Raw genomic sequence first — 24499 nt, 5'->3', positions numbered from 1 at the left:
CGCCGTCTTCCCGGGGGACGTGTCCGGGATCAGAGCTCGTGGACGATCCGGCCGTCCACCACGGTCAGGGCGACCGGGACCTCGGGCAGCGCCGCGACCTCGACGTCGAACAGGTCGGCGTCCAGGACGCACAGGTCCGCCGCCTTGCCCGGCTCCAGCGTGCCCTTCCACGCCTCGGCGCCGTCCTGCCACGCGGGGGTGACCGTGTACGCGCGCAACGCCTGGGCCAGCGCGATCCGCTGCTCCGGCCCGCGCGCCCTGCCGTCGAGACCGGTGCGGGTGACCGCCGCCGCGACCCCCTTGCGCCAGTCCGGCGACAACACGGGCGCGTCGGAGCTGAGGCAGAGCGGCACGCCCGCGGCCAGGGCGTCGCGGACCGGCCAGGCGTGCCGCAGCGCGTCCGGGCCGAGCGCCGCCGCCACCATCTCCTCCGTGGCCACGGCGATCCCCACCTGGGTGTTCAGGCCGACCCCGGCCGCCGCCATCTCCGCCAGCGTCGGCGGGTGGATCAGGTCGCCGTGGATGAGGTAGTGCCGGGCGTCCCGCCCGTCCCGGGCCCCGGCGTCGCGGAACGCCTCCGCGACCCTCCTGGTGGTCCGGCTGCCGGTCGCGTGGACGCCGATCTGATGGCCCGCGGCGTGGGCCGCCTCGATCATCGCGACCAGGTCGGCCTCCCGCCGCTCGGGGGTCGCGCCCTCCACCAGCAGCGCCCCGTACGTGCCGTCCGCGTACGGCTCGTCCGTCCAGGCGGTGCGCATGGGCGGGATGCCGTCGGCGAAGATCTTCACCCCCGCGACGCGGAACCAGCCGGGGACGTCGGCGGGCGGCGTGAACTCGCGCAGGCCGCGGGTGAACCGCTCCAGCGAGCTCGCGCCGTCCAGCTCGCCGAACAGCATCAGCGCGGTGACGCGCGCGTTGAGCAGGCCCTCGGCGGCCAGGTCGGCGTAGTCGCGCAGCGCCCCGGAGCCGAAGCACCCGGTCGGCCCGTCGTCCTCGCCGGGGCCGAGGCCGGGCTCGGTGTAGCTGGTGACGCCGAGCGAGGAGAGCAGCTCGCCGGTGCGCAGGATCGCCGCCCGGCGGTCGGCGGACGTCTCCAGGCGCGAGGCGGGGCCCCCGTGCCCGTGCCCGTGTCCCGTGTCGTGGGCCTCCGGGCCGGGCGCCGGGGCGGCGAGCTGGTCCATCAGCAGGTTCGGCCACATGGTGCCGAGCCAGACGCCGTGGAGGTGGGAGTCGTTGATGCCGGGGAGCACCGAGCGGCCGGCCAGGTCGATGACCCGGGTCTCCCGACCGATTAGCGGGGCGATGTCATCGTGACTGCCTACTCGGGTGATTCGTCCGTTCCGGACCGCGATAGCCTCGGCGAGACCGTCTCCGGCGCCCAGGGTGTGGACCCGTCCTCGCGTCAGGACCAGGTCGCCCGGTGCGGAGTCGTCTCGGCGTTCGATGCGCATCATCTTCTTCTTCGCTCTAGACAGCATCGTTTGGACCCGCTTAACGTACATGGAATCGGATACGATTTGCGAGTGCCTGAACGTCTTGAGGCACCCGGGCAACCCGGAGGTTAACGATGCCGCTGCATCCCGACGCGCGGAGGATCATCGACCGTACACGTGTCGAGGACCCGGGTCAGGTCACACAGTTCGACGCGCCGGCGATGCGCGAGGCTTTCCGTCAGACCTGGGCGATGCCGGACGAACTGCCGGCCGTGGGCGGCGTGGTGGACAGCGTGGTTCCCGGCCCGGCCGGTGACATCCCGGTCCGGATCTACACACCCGAGGGCGACGGACCCTTCCCGGCGTTCGTATGGTTCCACGGGGGCGGCTGGACGATCGGCTCGGTCGAGGAGAACGAGTACTCCAACCGGCTGATCTGCGCCGGCGCGGACGTCGTCGTGGTCTCGGTGGACTACCGGCTCGCGCCCGAGAACCCCTTCCCCGCGGCGGCGGACGACTGCTACGCCGTGGTCGAGTGGGTCGCGCGGAACGGCGCGGAGATCTCCGCCGACGGCGCCAGGATCGCCGTGGGCGGGGAGAGCGCGGGCGGCAACCTCGCCGCCGTCGTCTCCCTGAAGGCCCGCGACCTCGGCGGCCCCGCCATCGCCCTGCAGCTGCTCGTCTCGCCGGTGCTCGGCCACCCCGCCGACGGGCGGGCCTCGTACGAGGAGTTCTCCGACGGCTACTTCCTCTCCAGGGAGAGCATGGAGTGGTTCTTCACCACCTACCCGCGCGACGAGCGGGACCTGGAGGACCCCTACCTCCTGCCGCTGCGCGCCGGGGACCTCTCCCGCCTGCCGCGCGCCCTGATCCTGGAGGCCGAGTACGACGTCCTGCGCGACGAGGGCGAGGAGTACGCCAAGAGGCTGGCCGAGGCCGGCGGCGAGGTCGACCACGTCTGCTACGACGGCCTGATCCACGGCTTCTTCGGGCTGCTGGGCACCGAGCTCGAACCGTCGAAGCACGCCCACGACCGCGCCGTCGCGGCCCTGCGGGCCGCCTGTCACGGAGCGTCCTGATGCCCGGCGAGATCCTGCGCCTCAGCGACGTCAGCATCAGCCGGGGCGAGGTGCCCATCGTCCACGACGTCTCGCTCGACGTCGTCCCCGGCGCGGTCACCCTGATCCTCGGCGCGAACGGCGCGGGCAAGACGACCCTGATGGACGGCATCGCCGGGCTCGTCAGGAACACCTCCGGGACGATCCACCTCGACGGCGTCGCCATCGACAAGTTCCCCACGTACCGCCGCGCGCAGGCGGGCCTCGGCTACGTCGAGCAGTCCCGCACCGCGTTCCGGACCCTGACCGTCGAGCAGAACCTGCTCGTCTCCCAGGCGGGCGACGGCGACCTCGACATGGTGTACGGGCTCTTCCCCGAGCTGGAGAAGCGCCGCCACCTCCAGGCCGGGCACCTGTCCGGCGGCGAGCAGCAGATGGTCGTGCTCGGCCGGGCCCTGATCTCCGACCCCAAGGTCGTGCTCATCGACGAGATGTCACTGGGACTCGCCCCCGTCATCGTGAGCCGCCTGATGAAGGCGGTCACCGACCTGGTCGGGCTCGGCATCGCGGTCCTGCTCATCGAGCAGTTCGCCCACCTGGCCCTGGAGGTCGGCACCAACGTGTACGTGCTGCGCAAGGGCCGGGTCGTCTTCTCCGGCCCCTGCGAGGAGCTGCGCGGCGCCGACCAGCGGCTGCACGAGCTGTACTTCGGCGCGGCCCCCACAGCGGCTCCCACAACCGCCCCCGTGGCGGCGTCCACGGCGGCCACCCCAGCCGCCTCCGCTGCGGCCCCCGCGGCGGCACCCACCGTGGCTCCCGCCGCCGGGACGACGCCCGCCGCCCCCACGGGCGGACCCGAGCCGGAAGGCGAGACGCGATGAACATGATCGACAAGCGGGCCACGCTCACGGCGATCGGCATCGCCGCGCTCGTCTGCGTCGTGGTGCCGAACGTGCTCTCGTCGTACTGGGTCTACCTGGCGATCAGCGCGGTCGTCAGCGCGGTCATCATGCAGAGCTACGGCGTGATCGTGGGCCGGGTCGGGGTCATGTCCCTGTGCCAGATGTCGTTCGCGGCCATCGGCGCGTGGGTGGTGCTGCGGCTCAACCTGTCCGACGCCCCGGGCGGCTTCCTTCTCTGGCTGCTGCTCGGCGGCCTGGCCGCCGTCCCCGTCGGCGTGGCCATCGGGCTGCCCGCCCTGCGCATCCGCGGCGTCAACCTGGCCGTGGTCACCTTCGGCTTCGCGGTGTCCACCGACATCGTGCTGAACGCCAACCAGTTCCCCGGCACCACCGAGCTCAAGACGCTGGTACGGCCCGAGCCGTTCGACGGCGACGGCGGCTACTTCATCCTCACCGTGATCGTCTTCCTGCTGATCGCGGGCGGGCTGGCGCTGCTCAACCGGACCCGGCTCGGCATGTCCTGGCTGGAGCTGCGCCACTCCGAGCGGGCCGCCGCCTCCCACGGCATCTCCGTGGCACGCAGCAAGCTCGCCGCGTTCGCGATCAGCGCCTTCATCGCCGGCGTCGGCGGCGGCCTGATGGCGGGACAGCTCGGCCTCGTCGTCTCCGGCAACTTCGCGATGATGCAGTCGCTCGCGCTGTTCGCGGTCGCCATCCTGATCGGCCCGCACAACCCCGAGGGCGCGGTCATGGGCGGCGTCTTCGGCGCGGTGATGGCGACCGTCCTGGAGAAGCTCAAGCTGCCCCAGGACCTCGGCGGCATGCTCTTCGGCGTCTTCGCGATCTTCGCGCTGCGCAGCGGCGTCAGCCAGACCGACTTCACCCGCGCCCGCAAGCGGGAGCGGCAGGCCCGCAAGCTGCTGGAGCGCACCGGCGCCGGCACCGGCCAGGAGGAGACCGGCGACGAGGCCCCGGTCACCGAGATCCCGGCCGCCGTCCCGCCGCCCGCCGACAGGAGCGGCACCGCCGCCCTCGCCGTACGCGGCCTGAACGTCCGCTACGGCGAGGTGGTGGCCCTGGACACGGTCGACCTGACCGTGCCCGAGGGCGCCGTCGTCGGCCTGATCGGACCCAACGGCGCCGGCAAGTCCACCTTCATCGCCGCGGTGACCGGCTTCATCCCCGGCTACGAGGGCGCGATCGAGCTGGACGGCAGGACGATCGACGGCCTCAGCCCCAGCGCGCGCGCCCGGCGCGGCCTGCGCCGCACCTTCCAGACCACCGTGATCGCCCCCGAGCTCACGCAGTACGAGTACCTCGCGATCGGCGCGGGACGCCGGCCGGCGAAGAAGGAGGCCGACGAGCTGCTGGAGTTCTTCGGCTGCCCGCCCGGCGACGTGCCGGTCTCCATCGTGGACGTCGGCACCCGCCGCCTCCTCGACGTGGCCGCCGCCGTCGCCGCCCGGCCCAAGGTCGCGCTGCTGGACGAGCCCGCCGCGGGCCAGTCGGCGGCGGAGTCGCTGCGGCTCGGGCGCACGCTCGCCCAGGTGCCCGAGCGGTTCGGCGTCTCGGTCCTGCTCGTCGAGCACGACATGGAACTGGTGCGGGCCGCCTGCTCGCAGGTCACCGTCCTCGACTTCGGTCACGTCATCGCCTCCGGCCCCACCGAGGAGGTCCTGGAGGACCCCGCGGTCATGGCGGCCTACCTCGGCACCGCCGAGGTCCCCCTCCCCTGACACCCCGCTCCTTTCACCCCCGAAGGAAGTCGCACACATGAAGCGTTCGCAGTTCGCCGCCGTCACGGCGGCGGCCGCCCTGGCCCTCGCCGCCACCGCCTGCTCCAGCGACGGAGGCGGCACCGACGGCCCGATCAAGGTCGGCGCCATCAACGGCGTCACCGGCCTCTTCCAGACCCCCGAGGTTCCGCAGGCGGTCAAGGCGGTCTTCGACGAGGTCAACGCGGCCGGCGGCATCAACGGCCGCAAGATCGAGTTCATCAGCAAGGACGACGCGATGAACCCGCAGCGGTCCACCGAGGCCGCCAAGGAGCTCATCGACTCCGAGGAGGTCGTGGCCCTCGTCGGCTCCTCCAGCGCCGTGGACTGCGGCCTCAACCGGGCGACCTACGGCAAGGCCGGCATCGTCTCGATCCCCGCCGTCGGCGTGGACCCGGCCTGCTTCACCAGCCCGAACATCGCGCCGGTGAACCCCGGCCCGTTCAAGCTGCTCACGGCGATGCTGTACTACGCCTCCGAGACGCTCAAGCACGACAAGGTGTGCATGTTCTACACCGTGCTCCCGGGCAGCGGCGGCGGCATCGACACCGCCATCAAGGAGTGGACGGACATCACCGGCAAGCAGCTCGCCCTCAAGGACACCTCCGTGGGCGAGGGCGACCCCACGCCGTACCTCGTCAAGGCGAAGGCCGCCGGCTGCCAGGCCATCCTGTACAACGCCCAGGTCGGGCCGTGGTTCGCCCAGGCCAAGACCCAGGGTATGCAGGACGTGGACATCATCATGGGCGCCAACAGCTACACCGACGCCAACGCCGAGGTCATCCCCGAAGGGATGAACGCGTACTCCGGCACCGAGTGGCAGCCGTACACCGACGAGACGCTGCCCGGCAACGAGCGGTGGGCCAAGGTCGTCGGCGGCAACAAGATCCAGAAGACGGCGTTCAGCCAGGGCGCGGTCATGTCCGCCGACGTCTTCGTCGAGGTGCTCAAGACGATCAAGGGTGACATCACCCGCGAGTCGGTCACCAAGGCGTTCAAGGAGATGCAGCCGATCGAGTACCCGATGGTCGGCACCCCCTGGGTCTTCGGCCCCGGCGACACCCACAACCCGATCGAGGGCAGCCGGTTCGTCAAGGTCGAGAACCGCAAGTGGACCGTCCTGCCCGAGGGCTTCATCGTCCCCGGCAAGAAGTAGCCGAACGCCCTGCCCACCACGCGGGCGCGGCCCCCGCCGCGCCCGCGCCAGCCCATCGGGAGGTGTCCGATGTTGAACTCTGTGATCGCCGGGCTGACCAGCGGCGGAGTGTACGCGCTGCTCGGCCTGTGCGTCGTGCTGACCTACCGCCTCGTCGCCGTGGTCAACTTCGCCATGGCGGCGGTCGGCTCCATGGGAGCCTTCGTGATGGTCTCCCTGACGGACACGGGCCTCAACGCGTGGCTCGCGCTCCTCGTGGGAGCGGTCGCGGGCGCCGCGCTCGCCGCGCTGCTCGGCGCCGTGCTGGTCAGGTGGTTCGGGGAGCACGACGAACGCACCAAGGCCGCCGTCACCGTCGGCGTGTACGTCGCGCTCATGGCGATCGGCCTGCGGCTCTTCGGCAACACCACCTCCGGCGCGCGCCGGTTCCCCGCCCCGTTCGACGCGCCCGCGTTCACCGTGGGCAGCGTCGTCGTGCCGCAGTCCGTACTGGTGTCGCTCGCGTTCGCGGTGCTGATCACCGTCGGCGTCGGGCTGCTGCTCGGCAGGACCCGGGTCGGCCTCCGGCTGCAGGCGCTCTCCGAGCGCCCGTCCACCGCCCAGGTGGTCGGCATCCCCGCGCCCCGGCTCGCCGTCGCCGTCTGGGCCGCCATCGGCGCGATCAGCACGCTCGTCATCGTCCTGGTCGCCCCGCGCCTCGGCGGCGACTTCTCCACCCTCGGCAAGCTCATCAACACCGCGCTGGCCGTCGCCATGCTCGGCGCCTTCCGGAGCCTGCCCCTGACGCTCGCCGGAGGCGTCATCCTCGGCCTGCTGGAGGGGCTGTCGGCCTCGCTGGAGGCGATCCAGCAGTACCGCGGCATCGTCCCCTTCCTCGTGATCCTGGTGCTGCTGTGGTGGCGCAGCCGGGGCGAGGTCTGGGACACCGCGCACAGCAGATAGCGAAATCGGAGATCATCACATGCCAGTTCCGTCCTCGACCCGTGCCGCCGTCCTGCGCGCGCACGGAGAGCCCCTGACCATCGAGGAGATCCCCCTGCCCGGCGAGTGCGAGCCGGGCGCGGCGATCGTGCGGGTCCGCTGCACCACGCTGTGCGCCACCGACGTCCACCTGTGGAGCGGCGCCATGTCGTTCCCCGGGATGCTCCCGATGGTGCTCGGGCACGAGATGGTCGGCACGGTGGAGGCCGTCGGCCCCGGCACCGTGGACGCTCTCGGCCGCGAGATCAAGGAGGGCGACCGCATCGGCTGGTCGGAGTCCGTCTGCGGCCACTGCCACGGCTGCACCGTGCTGCGCAGCCCCGTCGCCTGCTCCGACCGCGGGTACGGCTTCCGCCAGCGCTCGGACCGCTGGCCGTACGCCACCGCCGGCCTCGCCGAGTACAACTACGTCGCCCCCGGCGCGCTGAAGGTGCTCCTGCCCGACGACGTCGACGACACCTGGGCGGCCAGCGCCGGATGCGCGGTCAAGACCGTCCTGCACGCCTTCGACCGGGCCGGAGGCGTACGCCCCGGCGCGAACGTCGTGATCCAGGGCGCCGGCGCGCTCGGCGTCGTCGCCACCGCCGTGGCCAGGACGGCCGGCGCCGGCACGGTCGTCACCGTGGGCGCACCGGACAGCCGCCTGGAACTGGCCCGCCGGTTCGGCGCCGACGTCACGGTCGGCCTGGACGGCGACGCCGCCGACCGCGTCGCCGCCGTCATGGACGCGACCGGCGGACGCGGCGCCGACCTGGTGCTCGACCTCGCGGGCGCGCCGGGCGTCGGCGCCGAGGCGGTCGAGATGGCCGCCCAGGGCGGCACCTTCGTCGTCGTCGGGAGCACCGGGCCCATCGCCGAGCCCATCCCGCTGGGGACCGTCATGGGCAAGGAGATGGCCGTGCTCGGCTCGCTGAACGGCGACGTCGGCGACTACTACCGGGCCGTCGAGTTCCTCCGCGTCTTCCAGACGCGGTTCGCCTGGGACGAGCTGTTCAGCGAGCCGGTCGGGCTGGGCGACGCCTCGGCGGCGATCGCCTCGATGTCCCGGCTGGAGCAGGTCAAGCCCGTCATCCACCCCTGGCTTCCCTGACGCCCCTCCCACCGGCATCCCCGGACCGGCCCCCCGCGCCGGCCACCCGATCGGCCTCCAAGGAGACCCATGACCACGCCCACCACCGCCGTCCCGCGCCGCAGGATCGGCACCCACGGCCCGGACGCGTCCGTCCTGTCCCTCGGCTCGTGGCACACCTACGACCGGATGGACTTCCGCGACGCCGTCACGATGGTCCGCCACGCCGTCGACCTCGGCATCAACCTCTTCGACGTCGGCGTGTACGGCTTCCCCGGCCGACCGCCGGTCTTCACCGACGTGCTCTTCTCCGCGATCGTCCGCGCCGCCGGGATCGCCCGCCACGAGTACCTGCTGTCCGCCAAGCTGTGGCTGGAGCCCTACCCCGAGCAGTCGCTGCGCGCGCAGCTCGACAACGCCCTCTTCCGGGTCGGCACCGACCGGGCGGACATCGTCGTGCTCGGCGACATCCGCAGGGACGACCTCGACCTGCGACGGCTCGCGGCCGACCTCGCCGAGCTGGAGGCCGACGGCGTCATCGGCTGCTGGGGCGTGAACAACTGGTCGGCCACCGCCGTCAGGACCATCCGCGAGCACGCGCTCGCCGCCGGATCGCCCGGCCCGCAGATGGCCCAGCTCAAGTACAGCCCGTGCCGCCGCTCGATCCCGGACGGCGCCCCCTTCGCCGCCGTCTTCGCCGAAGGCGTCACCATGCAGGCGTCCGACGTCATGGAGGGCGGCATCCTCGCCGGCAAGACCTCGCCGTCCCGCGAGATCGGCCGCGACCCCGGCGGCGTACGGGAGCGGATCATCGAGGCGGCGGGCGGCATCGCCGGCATCGCGGCCGACCTCGGCGTCAGCCCGGCCCAGCTCTGCGTCGCGTTCACGCTGACCCACCCCTCGGTCAGCACCGTGCTGTTCGGCGCCAGCCGCATGGAGCAGCTCGTCGACAACGTCGGCGCGCTCGAACTGGTGGAACGCGTCGGAGCGAAGGAACTGCGCTCCCTGCTCGACCCCTTCTGGGTCGATCGCGACGCCGTCGACCCCGAAGGCCCGTGAGGGGGTGTTTGATGGCCTCGCTTCGCTCGGCGGGCTCGGGCGCAGGGGTGGTCAGCGCTCCGTGGTCTCCAGGTGCTGGACGACCTTCCTGAGGGAGTCGGCGAGACCACGGCGCTGCTCGCTGTCCAGCTCCTTCACCACGAACGCCTCCTGCCGGTTGAAGTCCGGGAACAGCGAGCGCATCAGGCGCTCGCCGGAGGCGGTCAGTTCGAGCATGACCCGGCGCCGGTCCGTCGGATGGGGGAAGCGGCGGATGTACCGGTAGGACTCCAGGGTCTTCAGGACGCCGGTGAGCGTGCTCTTGGAGATGCCCGCCTCCGCCGCGACGTGCCGGGTCTCGCTCTCTCCCCAGATCCACACCACCCACATGACGACGAACCCGGTCCAGGTGAGCCCGGTGTCGCGGAGCACGGTCTGCTCCAGATGGTTGCGGATCGCCGATGACGCCCGGTAGATGTTCGACACCGCCCACATCGCCTCGAAATCGACATTGAGTCCGCCGAGCCGGTCGCCGATGGCGTCCTCGGTCTGGCGCAGGGTGTGGTGTCCGGTCATGGTGAGCACGTTAGGGCCGCTTGGCGTGTTCGTCGAAATGGGCTGGAACGGGACATTCTCGTTCCCGGACGACGTCAGGGCCACTGTTCACCTCTGGGGGCCGCCCCTGAGACGAGCGGAAACGGGCCGGCCGGCCGCCCGGGAGACGCTCCTGAGACGGCCGGAAACGGGCCCGGCCGGCCCGCCTCGATCGGGCGGGCCGGCGTGTGCCGGGGGTGGGATCCCGGCGGGGACGCGCGGGGGATCACCCGGCCGAGAAGACCACGGAGCCGTCGAAGACCGTCATCTCGACCGGCGCGGAGGGGATGTCCTCGGGCGTCCGGGCCCCGCTCACACACAGGTCGGCGACCTTGCCCGGAGTGATCGACCCCTTCCACGTCTCGGCGAAGTCCTGCCGGGCGCCGTTGATCGTGTAGCAGCGCAGCGCCTCCTCGAGGCCGATCCGCTCCCAGGCGCCCGCCACCCGCCCGCTCGCCTTCGACGTGCGGGACAGCAGCGAGGCGACACCCGCGCGCCAGTCGGGAAAGGTGACCGGGGCGTCGGAGCTGCACGCGGTCGCCACGCCCAGGTCCAGGGCGGAGCGGGCCGGCCACTCGTTGTCGGCCGCCTCGTCGCCGAACATCTCGCGCATCTGGTCCGACAGCAGGCCCTGGATGGCCGGCTGCATGTTGATGCCGTAGCCCAGCTCGCCGAGCCGCGCGAGCGCCGTCCTGGACGCGAACTGCCCGTGGATGAGGTAGTGCCGGGCGTCCGGCCGGGGGTGTTCGCGGGCGACGGCCGCGAGCGCGTCCACCACGGAGTCGATGCCCCGGCTGCCGATCACGTGGATGCCGAGCTGCAGCCCGGCCGTGTGGACCAGCCGCAGGATCTCGGCCAGCTCCTCGCCGCGCGCCGCCTCGGTGTGTCCGTGGACGCACAGCGAGCCGTGCCCGCCGGAGGGGTACTCCTCGTGCATCCAGGCCGTCCCCGACGGCGGGATGCCGTCGGCGAACACCTTCACGCCGAGCAGCCGCACCAGCCGGGGGTCGACGCCGCTCAGGTCGGGCGGCGCCGCCAGGTACGCCGCGGTCTCGGCGACGGAGGCCCCCGACATCGGGCTGGGCAGCCCCAGCACGCTCACCCGCGCGGTCAGCTCGCCCGCCGCGGCAAGGCCGGTGAACGTGTCGAGCACGCCCGCGCCCATCCCGCCGAAGAACGAGTGCTCCCCGCCCGGACCGAGGCCGGGCTCGGTGAAGCTGGTGATGCCCTCCCGGTTCAGCGTGGCGAGCACGTCGCGCAGCACCTGGACGCGCTCCCGCGGCGTCGGGGACGGCAACACGCGCTGGACGGCGGCCTGGTCGCCGTCGTGCAGCAGCCCGCCGTGACCGTGGTCGCCGGGGATCCCCGCCAGTTCGAGCGCCCGGGAGTTGACCCAGGTCACGTGTCCGGAGAAGTCCTGCAGCAGCACCGGGTGGTCGGGCGCGACCTCGTCCAGGTCGGCCGCGGTGGGCTGCCGCCGGGAGTTCGCAACGCACTCCGCCAGCGTGCTGGTGTCCCAGCCGGTGCCGCGGATCCACTCGCCGGGCGGCGTGTGCCGTACGGCGTCGGCGACGGCGGCGCGCACGGCGGCGATCGAGCCGAGCGCCACGTCGACGGAGAAGGGCGGCCGGTTCAGGCCGAAGCCGCAGGCGTGCAGGTGCGAGTCGTTGATCCCCGGCAGCAGGACCCGGCCGCCCAGGTCCACGACCTCGGTACGCGGGCCGATCCACTCCCGGGCGTCGGCACCGGTGTGGGCGATGACGCCGTCCCGTACGGCGACCGTGCTCGCGAGCGGGAGGTCCGCGTCCATGGTCAGTACGGTGCCGTTGACGAACACCAGATCCGCGTGTGTCATGAATCGCTTCCCAGGTAGGCCCGCTCGGGGCGTCGTCGGAGGGGAGCAGCGACGCCGGTTCTGCGCGGCCGTCTCTCGTGCGGAACCGAACGTTCACTGGTTGCAGGGATCGTACGGTTCCAAATGAGCGGCGGCAAGCCCTGGTGATCGCCTGGAGGCGGTCCGCCTCCGGCCGCTCACGCCATGTGGTGGATGGTGTGGCGTCCCAGATGGCGACACCGTTCTCCGGGTGTGGTCCCCGCGATGGCGGATGGCGGCGGCGGGGGTGTCCCGAGGTTCGGGGAGAGGGGGTGCGCACTTGTGTCGCACCTCCGGTCGCGAATATCGTACGGATACTAACGATTTCTCCGCCGGCTGCCGGTGGCGCGCTCGACGCTGCCGCCGAGGCGGCGGGGCGGAGCCGGGCTATCGGGGAGGACCGCGTCGTGACAGCGCCGAAGATGCAGCTCGTCCTGTCGGAGAACTGGACCATGACCTCCGGCCGCGACCTGCCCGCCCTGGTGCGCTGGGCGCGCGAGGCGGAGGACGCCGGATTCGACTCCGTGATGATCAGCGAGCACGTCGTCCTCGGCCCCGACGCCGGCGCCGAGGGCCGGATGGCCAACCCCCGTGAGTACGCGCTGCCGGGCAACCAGGACCCGTTCACCCCCTGGCCCCACTCGCTCATGCTGCTCAGCGCGATCGCGTCGGTCACCTCGTCGCTGCGGCTGGCCGCCGCGGCGATCCTCGCGCCGCTGCGGCACCCGCTGGTGCTCGCCCGCGAGTTGGGCACCCTCGACCTGATCTCCGAGGGCCGCCTGATCGTGCTGCCCACGGTGAGCTGGAGCAGGGACGAGTACGCCGCGCTCGGCGTGCCGTTCTCCCGGCGCGGCAGGCTGCTGGACGAGCACCTGGAGATCTGGGACCTGCTCTGGCGCGAGTCGCCGGTCTCCTACCAGGGCGAGCACTACCGGTTCGAGGACGTCTACTTCGAGCCGAAGGCGTACCGGCCGGGCGGGCCCGTGTTGTGGTTCGGCGGGGCGACCGTGACGCCCACGCTGCTGCGCCGCCTGGTCAGGTACGGCCACGGGTTCAACCCGCTCGGATATCCCTCGGCCGAGGACATGCAGGCGCTGGCCGAGGGCATGGCCGCGGCGGGCCGGGACATCGCCGAGCTGGAGCTGGCCGGCGGCACCCGGGCCGTCTTCCCCGACGCCCGCTCCTGCGCGGACCTGGGCCGCGCGCTGGAGCACATCCCCGAGCGGATGGCCGAGGGATACACCACGTTCTGCATCAAGCCGTCGCAGTTCGTCGACGACCCCGACGGCGTGGGGGACTTCTGCCGCGAGGTGATGCGCCGGGTGGAGGCGCTCACCTCCTGACGCCCCGACGCCCGCCCCTGAACGGGATGGCGCGGCACGGGAGGACGGGGTGCGGCTCGGTGTCCACGAGAGGCCGGAGCCTCCACCGGCGCTCACCCGCCGAGGCCCCCGTCTCCCGCCAGGCGGAGCTCACCCCTCCGCGAGGGCCAGCAGCCGGGTGACCGTGTTCCAGTTCCGGGTCGTCCACGTCCCGCTGAGCCGCTTCGCCAGCAGCGGGTCCAGCCGGGTGCGCCGCATGCCCTCAGGGAAGTGCAGGTACAGCTCGCGCGCGCCGATCCGCATCTCCTCCGGCGCGTAGGCGGCCGGGTCGATGCCCTCCAACGCGGCCCGGTCGGGCGGGCCGGAGAGGAACATCACCGTGAACCTGGTCGGGTCCGGTACGGCGAGGGGGTTCTCCTCGACGATCCGGCGCAGCTCCGCGGCCGTCCGTACGATGACGGAGACCGTCAGGCCGAGATCCTCGGCGATCCCGCGCTCGATGAGCGACGCGACCCGGTCGGGCCGCTCGTCGGCCGAGGTGAACACCACGTTGCCGCTCCGCAGGTGCGTGCGCACCTCGGAGTGCCCGAGCCGTTCCACCACCGCCCGCAGATCGGGCATGGCCATCGCGGTGCTCGCACCGACGTTGATGCCGCGCAGCAGCGCCACGTACCGCATCGCCTGTTCCCTTCTTTCCGAAGACGGACAGACGTTACGCGCCGTACCTGTCGAACGGTGTCAGGTTCAGGGAAGCGGCGCCGATTTCCGCCCGCCGGGCACGCCGGGCGTTCACGGCCGGGCCGCGAGGGCCCGCCGGTAGGGGGCGAGCCGGTCCAGCCACTCCGTCACCCCTCCGCCGTCCTCCCACAACTCGTACAGCTCGTTGTCGCCGGGCCGGGCGGCCCGGTCGAGCGTGGCGAGGGCCAGGTCGCGCAGCGGGTCGGTCACCGCGAAGGGATGCCGGTCGAGCCACTTGGCGGCGACCACGTCAGGCTCGGAGCCGATCAGCCGCGCGCCGATCAGGCAGGCCGCAGCGACCGCCCCGGACAGCTCCGGCGCCTCGACGTAGCCGTCCTCGTCGAGGACCTCGCGCATGGCCAGGACCAGCTCGCCGGGCACGTCCGCGGCCTCGCCGATATGCCCGAGCGCGTCGAGCGCCCCGTCGTTGTCGAACGGCCCCAGGTCCCACGCGCCCATGTCGATCCTCCGGTCTCGGAAAACGGTCGGGCGTGATCGTAGCGATCGGCTCCGACAAATCCTCCGGTCCCGTACGTGCCTGCCCGTTTGCGCCCCGAACGACGGGTATGGGGGCCCAGACGGCGAAAAGATGGAGGTTCTCATGGCACAGACAGTGGCCGAGGTGATGACCAGGAACCCGGCGACCGTGGACAGCGGTCAGGGCGTCGACGTGGCCGCCCAGCTCATGCGCGACAACGACGCCGGCGCCGTGATCGTCACGGAGGGCGGCCACGTGAGCGGCATCGTGACCGACCGGGACATCGCGGTCCGCGTCGTCGCCGACGACAAGGCCCCGCAGACGCCGGTACGCGAGGTCTGCAGCGGCGAGGACATCGCCACGGTCGGACCGGACACCAGCATCGACCAGGTCATCCAGATCATGCGCAGCAAGGCGGTGCGCCGGATCCCGGTCGTCCAGAACGACCAGCCCGTGGGCATCGTCAGCATCGGCGACCTGGCGATCGAACGCGACTCCGGGTCCGCCCTCGCCGACATCTCGGCGGCCGAGGGCAACAAGTAGGCCGGGGGCGCCCCGCCGCACACCGGCGGGGCGCGACGCCGTCCGGGCACCACGAAGACCCCGCCTCCGGAGTCCCGGAGGCGGGTCGCGTCGCGGGGCGGGGACTACGCCTCCCGGGCGAGCAGGTCCTTGAGCGCGTCGTCGATGAACCGGGTGTCCTCGGGATTGGCGCCGCCTCCGGCGAAGTGTCCCCACGAGCCGGGGATGACGCGCAGCTCCGCCCCGGGGATGCGGCCGATCTCCCACTCGTTGTCCTCGGGCGGGAAGTAGAGGTCCTGCCGGGCCGGCATGATGATCGCGGGCATCCGGATCCGGGCCAGCGCCTCCTCCGTGCCGGCGAACCCGGGGGTGCGGCCCACGTCGGCGTACTGCCAGGTCCACAGCATGGCGAGCAGGTTGTTGGCGTCCCGCTTGACGAACAGCCCCTCCCAGAAACCGACCAGGAAGTCCTCCAGGGACGCGTAGCCCAGCGGCTCCCGTTCGTAGATCCTCTCGCGGTAGAACTGCTGGCTGAACCCCCATCCCGCGTAGACCCGGGCCAGTGCCCGCAGCCCCGTCCACGGCTGCTCGCGGTACCAGCCGCCGTTCCAGGCCGCGTCGGCGGTGAGCGCGGCCTTCACCCCCTCCAGGAAGACGAAGTTGTGCCGGCTGGTACGCGCGGAGCCGCAGAAGGGGAGGATCCGCCGGACCATCTCCGGGTGGCTGACCGCCCACTGGTAGGTCTGCCCGGCGCCCATCGACCACCCCGTGACCAGTTCCAGGCTCTCGATGCCGAAGCGCTCGGTGACCAGGCGGTGCTGGATCTCCACGTTGTCGTACATCGTGACGTGCGGGAACCGCGCCCGGTCGTGCGGGGGAGGGGTGTTGCTCGGCGACGAGGAGAGGCCGTTGCCGAGCATGTTCGGGATGATGATGAAGTACTTCGCCGGGTCGAGCGCCATGCCGGGGCCGATGAGCCACTCGTTCTCGTAGTGCTGCCCGGAGTACCAGGTCGGGTAGACGATCGCGTTGCTCCTGGCCTCGTTCAGCTCGCCGTACGTCTTGTAGGCCAGCTTCGCGCCGGGCAGGGTGATGCCGGACTGGAGCCGGACGTCGCCCAGCTCGAAGATCTCGTAGTCCACCGGGGCCTCCTCGCCGGCCAGACGGTCGCGTCCGCCCGATGTTTCGCTGGATGTCCACGTTAACCCGGGACGGACCCGCCGTCCCGGACCGTGTCGCCGCCGCGTTCCCGCGCGCGTGGCCCGACGCCTCGGCCCCCCTGAAGGCGGTTCTCGGCGCGAGGGCGGGGCGCCTCCCGGTGGCCCGCCCGCGGATCGGTCAGGCGCGGCCCGCGCCGGGGGTGACCAGCCCCGATTCGTACGCGAACACGACGAGCTGGGCGCGGTCGCGGGCCCCCAGTTTGGTCATCGACCGGCTGACGTGCGTCTTGGCGGTGGCCTGGCTGATGACCAGGTGCGCGGCGATCTCCTCGTTGGACAGCCCCGACGCGACCAGGGCCACCACCTCGCGCTCCCGGCCGGTCAGCCGCTCCAGTCCCGGCGCGGCCATCGGCCGGGGCGGCGTGGCGACGTACTCCTCGATCAGCCGCCGGGTCACCGACGGCGACAGCAGCGCCTCCCCCTGGGCGGCCACCCGCACCGAGCGCAGGAGCTCGGCGGGCTCGATGTCCTTGAGCAGGAACCCGCTGGCGCCCGCCCGCAGCGCGGCGAAGACGTACTCGTCGAGCGCGTAGTTGGTCAGGATGACCACCCGCACCCCGTCGAGGCCGGGGTCCGCGCCGATGCTCCTGGTCGCCTGGATGCCGTCGAGGAGGGGCATCCTGACGTCGAGCAGCGCCACGTCCGGCCGCAGCTCGCGGGCCAGCTCGATCGCGGCGGCGCCGTCGCCCGCCTCGCCCACCACCGTGATGTCCCCCGCCAGTTCGAGCAGCGCGCGGAAGCCCGCCCGGATCAGCGGCTGGTCGTCGGCGAGCAGCACCCGGATCACGGCCGCTCCGCCGGCAGCGGCTCGGCGAGGGGGAGCTCGGCGTGGACGAGGAACCCGCCCTCCGGGGCCGGCCCGGCCGACAGCGCCCCGCCCAGCGCGACCACGCGCTCCCGCATCCCGATCAGTCCCATCCCGTGCCCGGCGGCGCCGCCGGACGAGCGCCCGTCGTCCGCCACCCGGACGACGATCTTCCCCGGATGGTATTCGGTCGTCAGCGTGACCGACGCCGGGCCCGCGTGGCGCAGGACGTTCGTGAACGCCTCCTGCACGATGCGGTACGCCGTCCGGTCCACCTCCTCGGGCAGGTCCCGCCGTTCGCCGACCACGACGGTCCGTACGGGAAGTCCGGCGGCCTCGGCCCGGGACACCAGCCGGGGCAGCGACGCCAGGCCGGCGGGCGCGGCGTCCGGGTCGGCCTGCCTGAGCACGCCGAGGGTGCCGCGCAGCTCGCGCATCGCCTCGCGCCCGGACTCCTTGATCGCGGCCAGCGCGTCCCTGGCCAGCTCGGGGCGCCGCTCCAGGAGCTCCATCGCGACCGACACCTGGACGTTGATCACCGAGATGCTGTGGGTGAGCGAGTCGTGCAACTCCTGGGCGATCCACAGGCGCTCCTCGCCCGCCCGGCGCAGCGCGGCCTCCTCGCGGGTGCGTTCCGCCTCGATCGCCCGCCGCTCCACCTCGCGCAGGTAGGCGCGGCGGTTCCGCGTCACCTCGCCGAGGACGACCATCGCCACCAGCCACCCGCCGAGCAGGTTGAAGCCGTCGCCCGGAGCCGGATCGGTGTCCGACAGCGCGATCAGGCCGTAGATGCCCGCGTCCATCACGACGGCGAGCCAGATCGCCGGCCACCTCCGCCCCAGGGACGCGGCCGTGTAGATCGCCGTCAGCGCGGGGGCGGCGGCGAACACCCCGGGATAGCGGAAGGCGTAGTAGGCCACCGCGCAGGCCACCGTGACCACGCCGACCGCCAGCGGAGCGCTCCGCCGGAAGGCCAGCGCGGGCGCGGCGACCGCGATCAGCGCGAGGCCGAGCGTGTCCAGGGGGCGTTCGTACGCGCCGGAGCTCGACAGCCCGCCGTACGTGCCGCCGACGATGCCCATCAGGGCGGCGACGGCGATCAGTGTGTCCGTCGTGCGGGCTTTCACCATCGACACATTAGGACATCTGCTCCCATGGGCCGCCCGCCGCACGGTTGATCCCGCCCGTACATCCCCGGTCGTACGCCGGGGTAGGGGACCACGTCCCCTACCACCCGCGATGTACGGCGAATCGCCGTCGCCGGGCGGACGATCACACGGCGCTCCGGCGGAAGCATTGCCCGCATGAACGCTCCCTCCGCCGTGGCCGGCCGACCGGCCCGCACCCTCCGGCCCCGCGCCCCGGGCTGGATCGTCTGGTGGCTGCGGATCGCCGCCACCGGGCATCTGGCCGGGATCCTCGCGCAGGCGGTCCTGGCCGGGCTCTTCGTCACCGGCGACGTGGACATGCTGGCGCTGCACCGCAACAACGGCGGCTTCACACACGTCCTGCTGTACCTCCAGCTCGTCGCCGCGATCCTGCTGTGGCGCCCGGGCCGCGGGCCGCGCGGCCCCGCCTGGGCGAGCGCGGCGCTGGTGGGCCTGGAGACGGCGCAGATCGCGCTCGGCCAGAGCCGGGTGCTGGCGGGGCACTTCCCGCTCGGCGTGACGATCTTCGGGGCCTCCGCCGTGCTGGCCGTCTGGACCTGGTGGGGTCTGCGCGCCCGCGAGCGGGCCGGTGAGGAGGGGAACGCGGCATGATCCGCCCGTCCACGCTCTCCCGGCGCCGGTTCCTCGGCGCGCTCGGCGGCGCCGTCCTGGCCGGCGGTGGCGCGCTCGGCCTCGCCGGGTGCGGCCGGCTCTCCGGGGAGACCTCCGGCCGCACGCTCGCCAGCGCACTCCCGCTGCCCGCGCCGTTCACCGTGCCGCTGCCCGTCCCCGGGGTCGCCCGCCCGGTACGCCCCGGCCACTACGAGGTCGTGCAGCGCGCGGCCAAGGTGGAGATCGTCCCCGGGACGAGGACCGAGGTGTGGGGGTTCGACGGCACATTCCCGGGGCCGACCTTCGACCTGCGGCGCGGCGACCCCACCGTGATCAGGGTCCGCAACGAGCTGCCCGTCCCGACGTCCACCCACCTGCACGGCGGCGTGACCCCGGCCGCCTCCGACGGGTACCCGACCGATCTGGTGGTCGCCGCCGGACGGGGGTTCCGCCCCCCGACCGGCCACATCCACGCCGGCATGCGGGTCGACCCGGACCAGTGGACGTTCCATCCGGGGGCCAGGGACTACGTCTACCCGCTGGAGCAGCGGGCGGCCACGCTCTGGTACCACGACCACCGCATGGACTACACCGGCCCGCAGGTATGGCGCGGGCTCGCCGGGTTCCTGCTGGTACGCGACGACGAGGACGACGCGCTGCCGCTCCCGAAGGGCGACCGCGACATCCCGCTGATGATCTGCGACCGCGCGTTCGACGAGGACGGCGCGTTCCGCTACCCCTCGCGCGACCCGAGCCTGCTGCTGCGCCCCGGCGTCGAGGACGCGTACATGCAGGGCGTCGAAGGGGACGTCGTCCTCGTCAACGGCGCCCCCTGGCCGGAGCTGGAGGTGGACGCCGTCCGCTACCGGCTGCGGCTGCTCAACGCGTCCAACGCCCGCCGCTACCGGCTGGAGCTGCGGCCTGGCGGCCGGTTCGTCCAGGTGGGCAGCGACGCGGGGCTGCTGGCCGCCCCCGTGGAGCACGACGCGATCACCGTCGCCCCCGCCGAGCGGTTCGACGTCGTGGTCGACTTCTCCGCCTATCCCGTCGGCACCCGGGTCACGATGGTCAACACCCTCGGCTCCGGACCGGCGCGCAACGTGATGGCGTTCCGGGTCGCCCGCCGGGCCGCCGACGACAGCACGGTGCCGGACCGGCTCTCCCGCCTGGAGCGGGTCGACCGATCCGCCGCCGTCGCCACGCGGGTGTTCGACTTCCGCATGTCGGGGGAGTGGGCCGGCGGCTGGACGATCAACGGGCAGCCGTTCCGGCCGGGCGTCCCGCTGGCGCGGCCCCGCCTCGGCACCACCGAGGTGTGGCGGCTGGCCAGCGACTTCCACCACCCGGTGCACGTGCACATGGCGCACTTCCGGGTGCTGACCCGCGGCGGCAAGGCGCCCGCCGCCACCGACGCTGGCTGGAAGGACACCGTGGACGTGCGTCCGTACGAGGTCGTCGAGGTGCTGGTCCGCTTCGAGGGCTATGGCGGGCGGTACATGATGCACTGCCACAACCTCGAACACGAGGACATGGCGATGATGGCCGACATCGAGGTGGTGTGACCGCCGGCCGGCGCGATCAGCGGGCGCGATCAGCCGGCGCGGGGGCGGCGGCGCCGGACCGGTCCGGCGTGCGCACGTGCTCGGGGAGGATGCCGTACAGCATGATCCGCGCGAAGAGCTGGGACAGGACGCAGCCGGCCCGCTCGCCGTTCAGGAACGCGGGCAGCCGCGGCTCCTCGCCGTCGAGGATCCGGTCGATGAGCCGGCGCTGGGCCGTCAACTGGACGAGCTGGGTGCCGATCGTCGGGAGCGCCCGGCGCCGCTGGACCCGCCGCACCAGGCGCGGGTTCAACGTCCTGTCGAACCGCGCCGGGTCCGCCTGGGCGCGCAGGAGCGGCCCGGCCAGCAGGTTGGCGGTCGCCACCGCGTCCTGGATCGCGAGGTTGATGCCCACGCCGCCGATCGGCGACATGGTGTGCGCGGCGTCGCCGATGGCCAGCAGGCCGGGCCGGTCCCAGCGCCGCAGCCGGTTCACGCCGACCTCGAGGAACGCCACCTTGTCCCAGTCGTCGATCTCGTTCACCCGGTCGCCGAGGAACGGCAGCAGCCGGGCCAGCCGCGTCCGCAGCTCGTCGAGCCCCTGCTCCCTGATCCGCCGGTAGGAGCCCTTCGGGATGAGGAACGCGATCTGCCAGTAGTCGCCCCGGTCGATCGCGCCGGCCATCTCACCCTTGCCGATGCGGGCGGTGAGGCCGCCGCCCACGTCGCCCGGCCGGCGCGAGACGCGCAGCCACAGCACGTCCATGGGCGCCCCGAAGTCGATCGGGATCATGCCCGCGGCGCGCCGAAGGTCCGAGCGGCGCCCGTCGGCGGCCACCGTCAGCACGGCGCGCAGGTCGTGCTCCCCGTCCGCGTCGCGGTAGCGCAGGCCGCGGACCGCGCCGCCGTGCTCGATCGGCCCGAGCGTCTCGGCGTTCATCAGCAGCCGGAACGCCGGATAGCGGCGGGCGTGCTCCACCAGCAGGGTGAGGAAGTCCCACTGCGGGATCATCGCTATGTGCCGGTACTTCCGCCTCGGCGCGAACCGCCGGAGGTCGGCGTCCACCAGCGTGCCGTCGAGCGTGTCCATCCGGACCGTGGTCAGGTCGCGGTGGGGGATGCGCTCCAGTTCGTCCGCCAGCCCCAGCTCGTCCAGCAGTTCGAGCGTCGAGGGGTGCACCGTGTCCCCGCGGAAGTCGCGCAGGAAGTCCCCGTGCTTCTCCAGGACCGTCACCTCGACTCCGGCGCGGGCCAGCAGCAGGGCCAGCATCACCCCCGCCGGTCCGCCGCCGGATATGGCGCAGGTCGTGCTCTCGGGCTCCGGCATTCGTCAGCTCCCTCGCGGTCGTATGAGCATCGGGTTCGTACGGGCGGCTCCTGACCGTTCCAGCGTAAATCGCGGGCCCGCCGGCGTGACGGCCTCGCGTCCGGGGTTCTCCACAGCCCGCGACCCGGGACGTTCCCGCGGGGAAACGCCGGGGACAATGGGCGGAAGGGGGGATGCCGTATGCGCGTCGCGGTGCTCGGGATGGGCAGGATGGGGCGGGCGCTGGCCGAGCGGCTGCTCGCGCGGGACTTCACCGTCACGGTGTGGAACCGTACGGCGGGCCGGGCCGGCGAGGTGACCGCGCTCGGCGCGGCCGAGGCGGCGGATCCGGCGGAGGCGGCGCGCGACGCCGACGCGGTGCTGCTCTCGCTCGCCGGCGACGAGGCGGTGCGCGAGGTCATGGCCCGGCTCGCCGGGGTCGAGGGCCCGATCTTCGCCGACACGAGCACCGTCTCCCCGGGCACGTCCCGCGCGCTGCGCGAGAGCGCGCCGGGAGGCAGGTTCGTGGCCGCGCCGATCATCGGCGGGCCGGCCGCCGTCGTCGACGGGCAGGCGTTCACGCTGGTCGGCGGCGACCGGTCGCTGGTCGACGATCTGCGGCCGGTGTGGGCGGAGGCGTTCGCGGCCTACCGCTACTGCGGGGGCGACCCGGGCCACGCGGTCGTCTTCAAGCTGCTGAACAACTACCTGCTCATGTCGAGCGTCGCCGTGCTCGGCGAGGTGGCCGCCACCGGCCTCGCCGCCGGGGTGGACGACATGCTGCTGCGTGACTTCCTCCTCGGCTGGCCGACCGTCCCGCCCGCGGCCCACAACCGGATCGACGATATCCTCAGCGGTGATCATCGCGGCTGGTTCACGACCAGGCTCGGCGCCAAGGACGTACGGCTCGCCGGGGACGTCGCCAGGGAGGCCGGGCTCGACCTGCCGATCGCCCGGCTGGTCGAACGGCGCTACGAGGAGGCGGCCGAGCTCGGCTGGGCCGACGCCGACATCGGGGCGGTCGTGGAACTCCTCCGCGGACGGCGTCCGCCGCAAGGGGCCGGTGAGTAGGCGCCGGGAGCGGGCCGGGCCGCACGCGGTGATCGGCGTACGCGGCAGACGACAACGAGGAGCGTTCTCGTGACAGACATGTCCTACCGCCGCCTGGGCGACTCCGGTCTGGTCGTCTCGGCGGTCGGCCTCGGGGCGAACAACTTCGGCCGGCGGATCGACATCGAGGCGACCCGCGCCGTGGTGGACGCCGCCTTCGACGCGGGGGTCACCCTCATCGACACCGCCGACATCTACGGCGAGTCCGAGGCGTTCCTCGGCGAGGTGCTGCGCGGCCGCCGCGACGAGGTGGTTCTGGCCACCAAGTTCGGCGGAGACACCGGCGGCGCGAACGGCCCCGACTGGGGCGCCCGCGCCTCCCGCCGCTACATCCGCAAGGCGGTCGAGCGGTCGCTGCGCCGGCTGGGCACCGACTGGATCGACCTCTACCAGCTCCACTTCCCCGACCCGGCGACCCCCGTGGAGGAGACGCTCGCCGCGCTCACCGAGCTGGTGCGCGAGGGCAAGGTGCGCTACATAGGCTCGTCCAATTTCGCCGCCTGGCAGGTCGCCGACGCCGACCACATCGCCCGCGCCGCCGGGCACGAGCGCTTCGTCTCGGCGCAGAACGAGTACAGCCTGCTCGACCGGCGGGCGGAGCGGGAGCTGCTGCCCGCCGCGGGGCGCTTCGGCGTCGGTGTGCTGCCCTACTTCCCCCTGGCGAACGGCCTGCTGACCGGCAAGTACCGGCGCGGCGCGACGCCCCCGGAGGGCACCCGGCTCGCCGCCCGGCCCGACTACCTCACCGACGCCCGCTTCGACACCGTGGAACGGCTCGCGGCGTTCGCGGAGCGGCAGGGCGTGGGCCTGCTCGACGTCGCCATCGGCGGCCTCCTCGCCCGGCCCGCGGTGGCCTCGGTGATCGCCGGAGCCACCCGGCCCGAGCAGGTGAGGGCCAACGCCGCCGCCGGGGCATGGCGGCCCGAGGCGGCGGCGCTGGCCGAGCTGGACGAGATCGCGGCGTAGCCGGCCTCGTCACTCTCCCCGCATGTCGGCGAGCGCCGCCTCGAACGCGTCCATCTCGCGCTCGATCCGGCCGAGCCCGGCGGACGGCAGCCACGCCATCACCCGCGACACCCCGGCCTTCTCGCACTGCTCCAGCACGGCGGGGTCCGCGGGCGCCGACAACATCACGACCTGGACCAGCCGGCCCGCGTCGTCGGCGCGGGCGAGCAGCTCGGGCACCCGCTCCAGGACGCCGGGGCCGTAGTTCGGCAGCCAGGCGTCGCCGTACGCGAGGACCCGGTCGAAGACGCGCGGCCCGGTCCCGCCGACGAGGATCGGCGGGTGCGGCCGCTGGGCCGGCTTCGGCCACGACCACATCGGGCCGAACGACACGAACTCGCCGTGGTACTCGGCGTCGGCCTGCGTCCAGATCCGCCGCATCGCCTCGACGCGCTCCTTCATCACGGCGAAGCGGCGGGCCGGGTCGACGCCGTGGTCGCGGATCTCCGGCTCGTTCCAGCCTGCGCCCACCCCCAGCTCGAACCGGCCGCCCGTCAGGACGTCGACGCTGGCCACGGCCTTGGCGAGCGCGATCGGCTCGTGTTGCGGGATGAGGCAGACGGCGGTGCCCACCCGCAGCCGGGTCGTGGCCCCTCCGGCGGCCATGCAGGCCACCAGCGGATCGTAGGTGTGCCAGTACTTGCGGGGCAGCGGCTCGCCGTCCGGGCCGAGCGGCGCCGCGCCGCTCACCGGGATGTGGGTGTGCTCGCTGAACATCAGCGAGATGTGGCCCCGCTCCTCGACCAACCGGGCGAGCGTGGCGGGATCGACGGCGTCGTGTGTGGCGAAGTAGCCGAAACCGGAGTCCATCGC

Annotated in this window: 23 protein-coding genes; 13 read left to right on the top strand and 10 right to left on the bottom strand. The window is 73.0% G+C overall.

All coding sequences use genetic code 11. The features are described 5' to 3' along the window. Positions 1-29 precede the first annotated feature (29 nt). Positions 30-1478, bottom strand: coding sequence for an amidohydrolase (locus AWQ70_RS16365; RefSeq protein WP_245646990.1), 1449 nt, complete (start codon positions 1476-1478; stop codon positions 30-32). Between the two features lie 89 nt (positions 1479-1567). Here AWQ70_RS16365 and lipP1 point away from each other — a divergent pair, with 89 nt between their 5' ends. The 7 genes from lipP1 (at position 1568) to AWQ70_RS16330 (ending at position 9433) form a co-directional block, all read left to right on the top strand. Next, a complete protein-coding gene (lipP1, locus tag AWQ70_RS16360; protein ID WP_067176709.1) occupies positions 1568-2512 on the top strand; it encodes a LipP1 family hormone-sensitive lipase in 945 nt (314 codons plus the stop codon). Beyond that, the gene (locus tag AWQ70_RS16355; protein ID WP_084517195.1) at positions 2512-3372 is read left to right on the top strand and encodes an ABC transporter ATP-binding protein; all 861 of its coding nucleotides are present in this window, start codon (positions 2512-2514) and stop codon (positions 3370-3372) included. The genes lipP1 and AWQ70_RS16355 overlap by 1 nt, the downstream gene beginning before the upstream one ends. Further along, a complete protein-coding gene (locus AWQ70_RS16350) occupies positions 3369-5129 on the top strand; it encodes a branched-chain amino acid ABC transporter ATP-binding protein/permease (RefSeq protein ID WP_067176707.1) in 1761 nt (586 codons plus the stop codon). Before AWQ70_RS16355 ends, AWQ70_RS16350 begins: the two co-directional genes overlap by 4 nt. 37 nt (positions 5130-5166) lie before the next feature. Next, positions 5167-6324: an ABC transporter substrate-binding protein gene (locus tag AWQ70_RS16345; protein ID WP_067176704.1), complete on the top strand. Its 1158-nt coding sequence runs from the start codon at positions 5167-5169 to the stop codon at positions 6322-6324. A gap of 69 nt (positions 6325-6393) precedes the next feature. Then, positions 6394-7266, top strand: coding sequence for a branched-chain amino acid ABC transporter permease (locus AWQ70_RS16340; protein WP_067176700.1), 873 nt, complete (start codon positions 6394-6396; stop codon positions 7264-7266). Positions 7267-7285: 19 nt separating this feature from the next. Next, positions 7286-8395, top strand: a complete 1110-nt coding sequence (locus AWQ70_RS16335) for a zinc-binding dehydrogenase (protein WP_067176697.1) — start codon at positions 7286-7288, stop codon at positions 8393-8395. Positions 8396-8464: 69 nt separating this feature from the next. Next, complete coding sequence (locus AWQ70_RS16330) at positions 8465-9433, top strand: aldo/keto reductase (protein WP_067176694.1); 969 nt, start codon at positions 8465-8467, stop codon at positions 9431-9433. A 51-nt stretch (positions 9434-9484) separates the two neighbouring features. Here AWQ70_RS16330 and AWQ70_RS16325 read toward each other — a convergent pair whose 3' ends face one another. Both AWQ70_RS16325 and AWQ70_RS16320 read right to left on the bottom strand, forming a co-directional pair. Continuing rightward, entirely contained in the window at positions 9485-9988 is a 504-nt protein-coding gene (locus AWQ70_RS16325) for a MarR family winged helix-turn-helix transcriptional regulator (protein WP_067176874.1), read from the bottom strand. Positions 9989-10232: 244 nt separating this feature from the next. Next, positions 10233-11861, bottom strand: a complete 1629-nt coding sequence (locus tag AWQ70_RS16320) for an amidohydrolase (protein WP_067176690.1) — start codon at positions 11859-11861, stop codon at positions 10233-10235. A 425-nt stretch (positions 11862-12286) separates the two neighbouring features. Between AWQ70_RS16320 and AWQ70_RS16315 the strand changes: the two genes are divergently transcribed. After that, entirely contained in the window at positions 12287-13222 is a 936-nt protein-coding gene (locus AWQ70_RS16315; protein WP_218004549.1) for a TIGR03619 family F420-dependent LLM class oxidoreductase, read from the top strand. A 129-nt stretch (positions 13223-13351) separates the two neighbouring features. Here the strand turns inward: AWQ70_RS16315 and AWQ70_RS16310 are convergent, their stop codons facing one another. Together AWQ70_RS16310 and AWQ70_RS16305 are read right to left on the bottom strand one after the other, a co-directional pair. After that, positions 13352-13879: a DUF1697 domain-containing protein gene (locus AWQ70_RS16310; protein ID WP_067176683.1), complete on the bottom strand. Its 528-nt coding sequence runs from the start codon at positions 13877-13879 to the stop codon at positions 13352-13354. Between the two features lie 111 nt (positions 13880-13990). After that, positions 13991-14398, bottom strand: a complete 408-nt coding sequence (locus tag AWQ70_RS16305; protein WP_067176681.1) for a DUF4259 domain-containing protein — start codon at positions 14396-14398, stop codon at positions 13991-13993. Positions 14399-14540: 142 nt separating this feature from the next. On the opposite strand from AWQ70_RS16305, the gene AWQ70_RS16300 reads away from it, so the two are divergent. Next, positions 14541-14960, top strand: a complete 420-nt coding sequence (locus AWQ70_RS16300; protein ID WP_067176871.1) for a CBS domain-containing protein — start codon at positions 14541-14543, stop codon at positions 14958-14960. 104 nt (positions 14961-15064) lie between these two features. Here the strand turns inward: AWQ70_RS16300 and AWQ70_RS16295 are convergent, their stop codons facing one another. The 3 genes from AWQ70_RS16295 to AWQ70_RS16285 all read right to left on the bottom strand — a co-directional run bounded on the left by AWQ70_RS16295 (position 15065) and on the right by AWQ70_RS16285 (position 18094). Further along, a complete protein-coding gene (locus AWQ70_RS16295) occupies positions 15065-16081 on the bottom strand; it encodes an alpha/beta fold hydrolase (protein ID WP_157530106.1) in 1017 nt (338 codons plus the stop codon). A 196-nt stretch (positions 16082-16277) separates the two neighbouring features. After that, a complete protein-coding gene (locus AWQ70_RS16290) occupies positions 16278-16946 on the bottom strand; it encodes a response regulator (protein ID WP_067176675.1) in 669 nt (222 codons plus the stop codon). Further along, a complete protein-coding gene (locus AWQ70_RS16285) occupies positions 16943-18094 on the bottom strand; it encodes a sensor histidine kinase (protein WP_067176671.1) in 1152 nt (383 codons plus the stop codon). The genes AWQ70_RS16290 and AWQ70_RS16285 overlap by 4 nt, the downstream gene beginning before the upstream one ends. A 174-nt stretch (positions 18095-18268) precedes the next feature. Between AWQ70_RS16285 and AWQ70_RS16280 the strand changes: the two genes are divergently transcribed. Then, positions 18269-18724, top strand: a complete 456-nt coding sequence (locus tag AWQ70_RS16280) for a hypothetical protein (protein ID WP_067176669.1) — start codon at positions 18269-18271, stop codon at positions 18722-18724. After that, positions 18721-20286 (top strand): multicopper oxidase family protein, encoded by a 1566-nt coding sequence (locus AWQ70_RS16275; RefSeq protein WP_067176666.1) that lies wholly within the window; start codon positions 18721-18723, stop codon positions 20284-20286. The genes AWQ70_RS16280 and AWQ70_RS16275 overlap by 4 nt, the downstream gene beginning before the upstream one ends. A gap of 16 nt (positions 20287-20302) precedes the next feature. Here the strand turns inward: AWQ70_RS16275 and AWQ70_RS16270 are convergent, their stop codons facing one another. Continuing rightward, positions 20303-21592, bottom strand: coding sequence for an FAD-dependent oxidoreductase (locus AWQ70_RS16270; RefSeq protein WP_067176664.1), 1290 nt, complete (start codon positions 21590-21592; stop codon positions 20303-20305). 180 nt (positions 21593-21772) lie between these two features. On the opposite strand from AWQ70_RS16270, the gene AWQ70_RS16265 reads away from it, so the two are divergent. Both AWQ70_RS16265 and AWQ70_RS16260 read left to right on the top strand, forming a co-directional pair. Further along, positions 21773-22642 carry an NAD(P)-dependent oxidoreductase gene (locus AWQ70_RS16265; protein ID WP_067176662.1) on the top strand — a complete coding sequence of 290 codons (870 nt, stop codon included), beginning with the start codon at positions 21773-21775 and terminating at the stop codon, positions 22640-22642. A gap of 78 nt (positions 22643-22720) precedes the next feature. Beyond that, positions 22721-23647, top strand: a complete 927-nt coding sequence (locus tag AWQ70_RS16260) for an aldo/keto reductase (protein WP_067176659.1) — start codon at positions 22721-22723, stop codon at positions 23645-23647. Between the two features lie 9 nt (positions 23648-23656). On the opposite strand, the gene AWQ70_RS16255 is transcribed toward AWQ70_RS16260, so the two are convergent. After that, the gene (locus tag AWQ70_RS16255) at positions 23657-24496 is read right to left on the bottom strand and encodes an LLM class F420-dependent oxidoreductase (protein ID WP_067176656.1); all 840 of its coding nucleotides are present in this window, start codon (positions 24494-24496) and stop codon (positions 23657-23659) included. Positions 24497-24499 lie beyond the last annotated feature (3 nt).

This window comes from Microtetraspora niveoalba, assembly GCF_001570405.1.
Lineage (GTDB): Bacteria > Actinomycetota > Actinomycetes > Streptosporangiales > Streptosporangiaceae > Microtetraspora > Microtetraspora niveoalba.
This window is presented reverse-complemented; position numbering and strand designations above follow the sequence as displayed.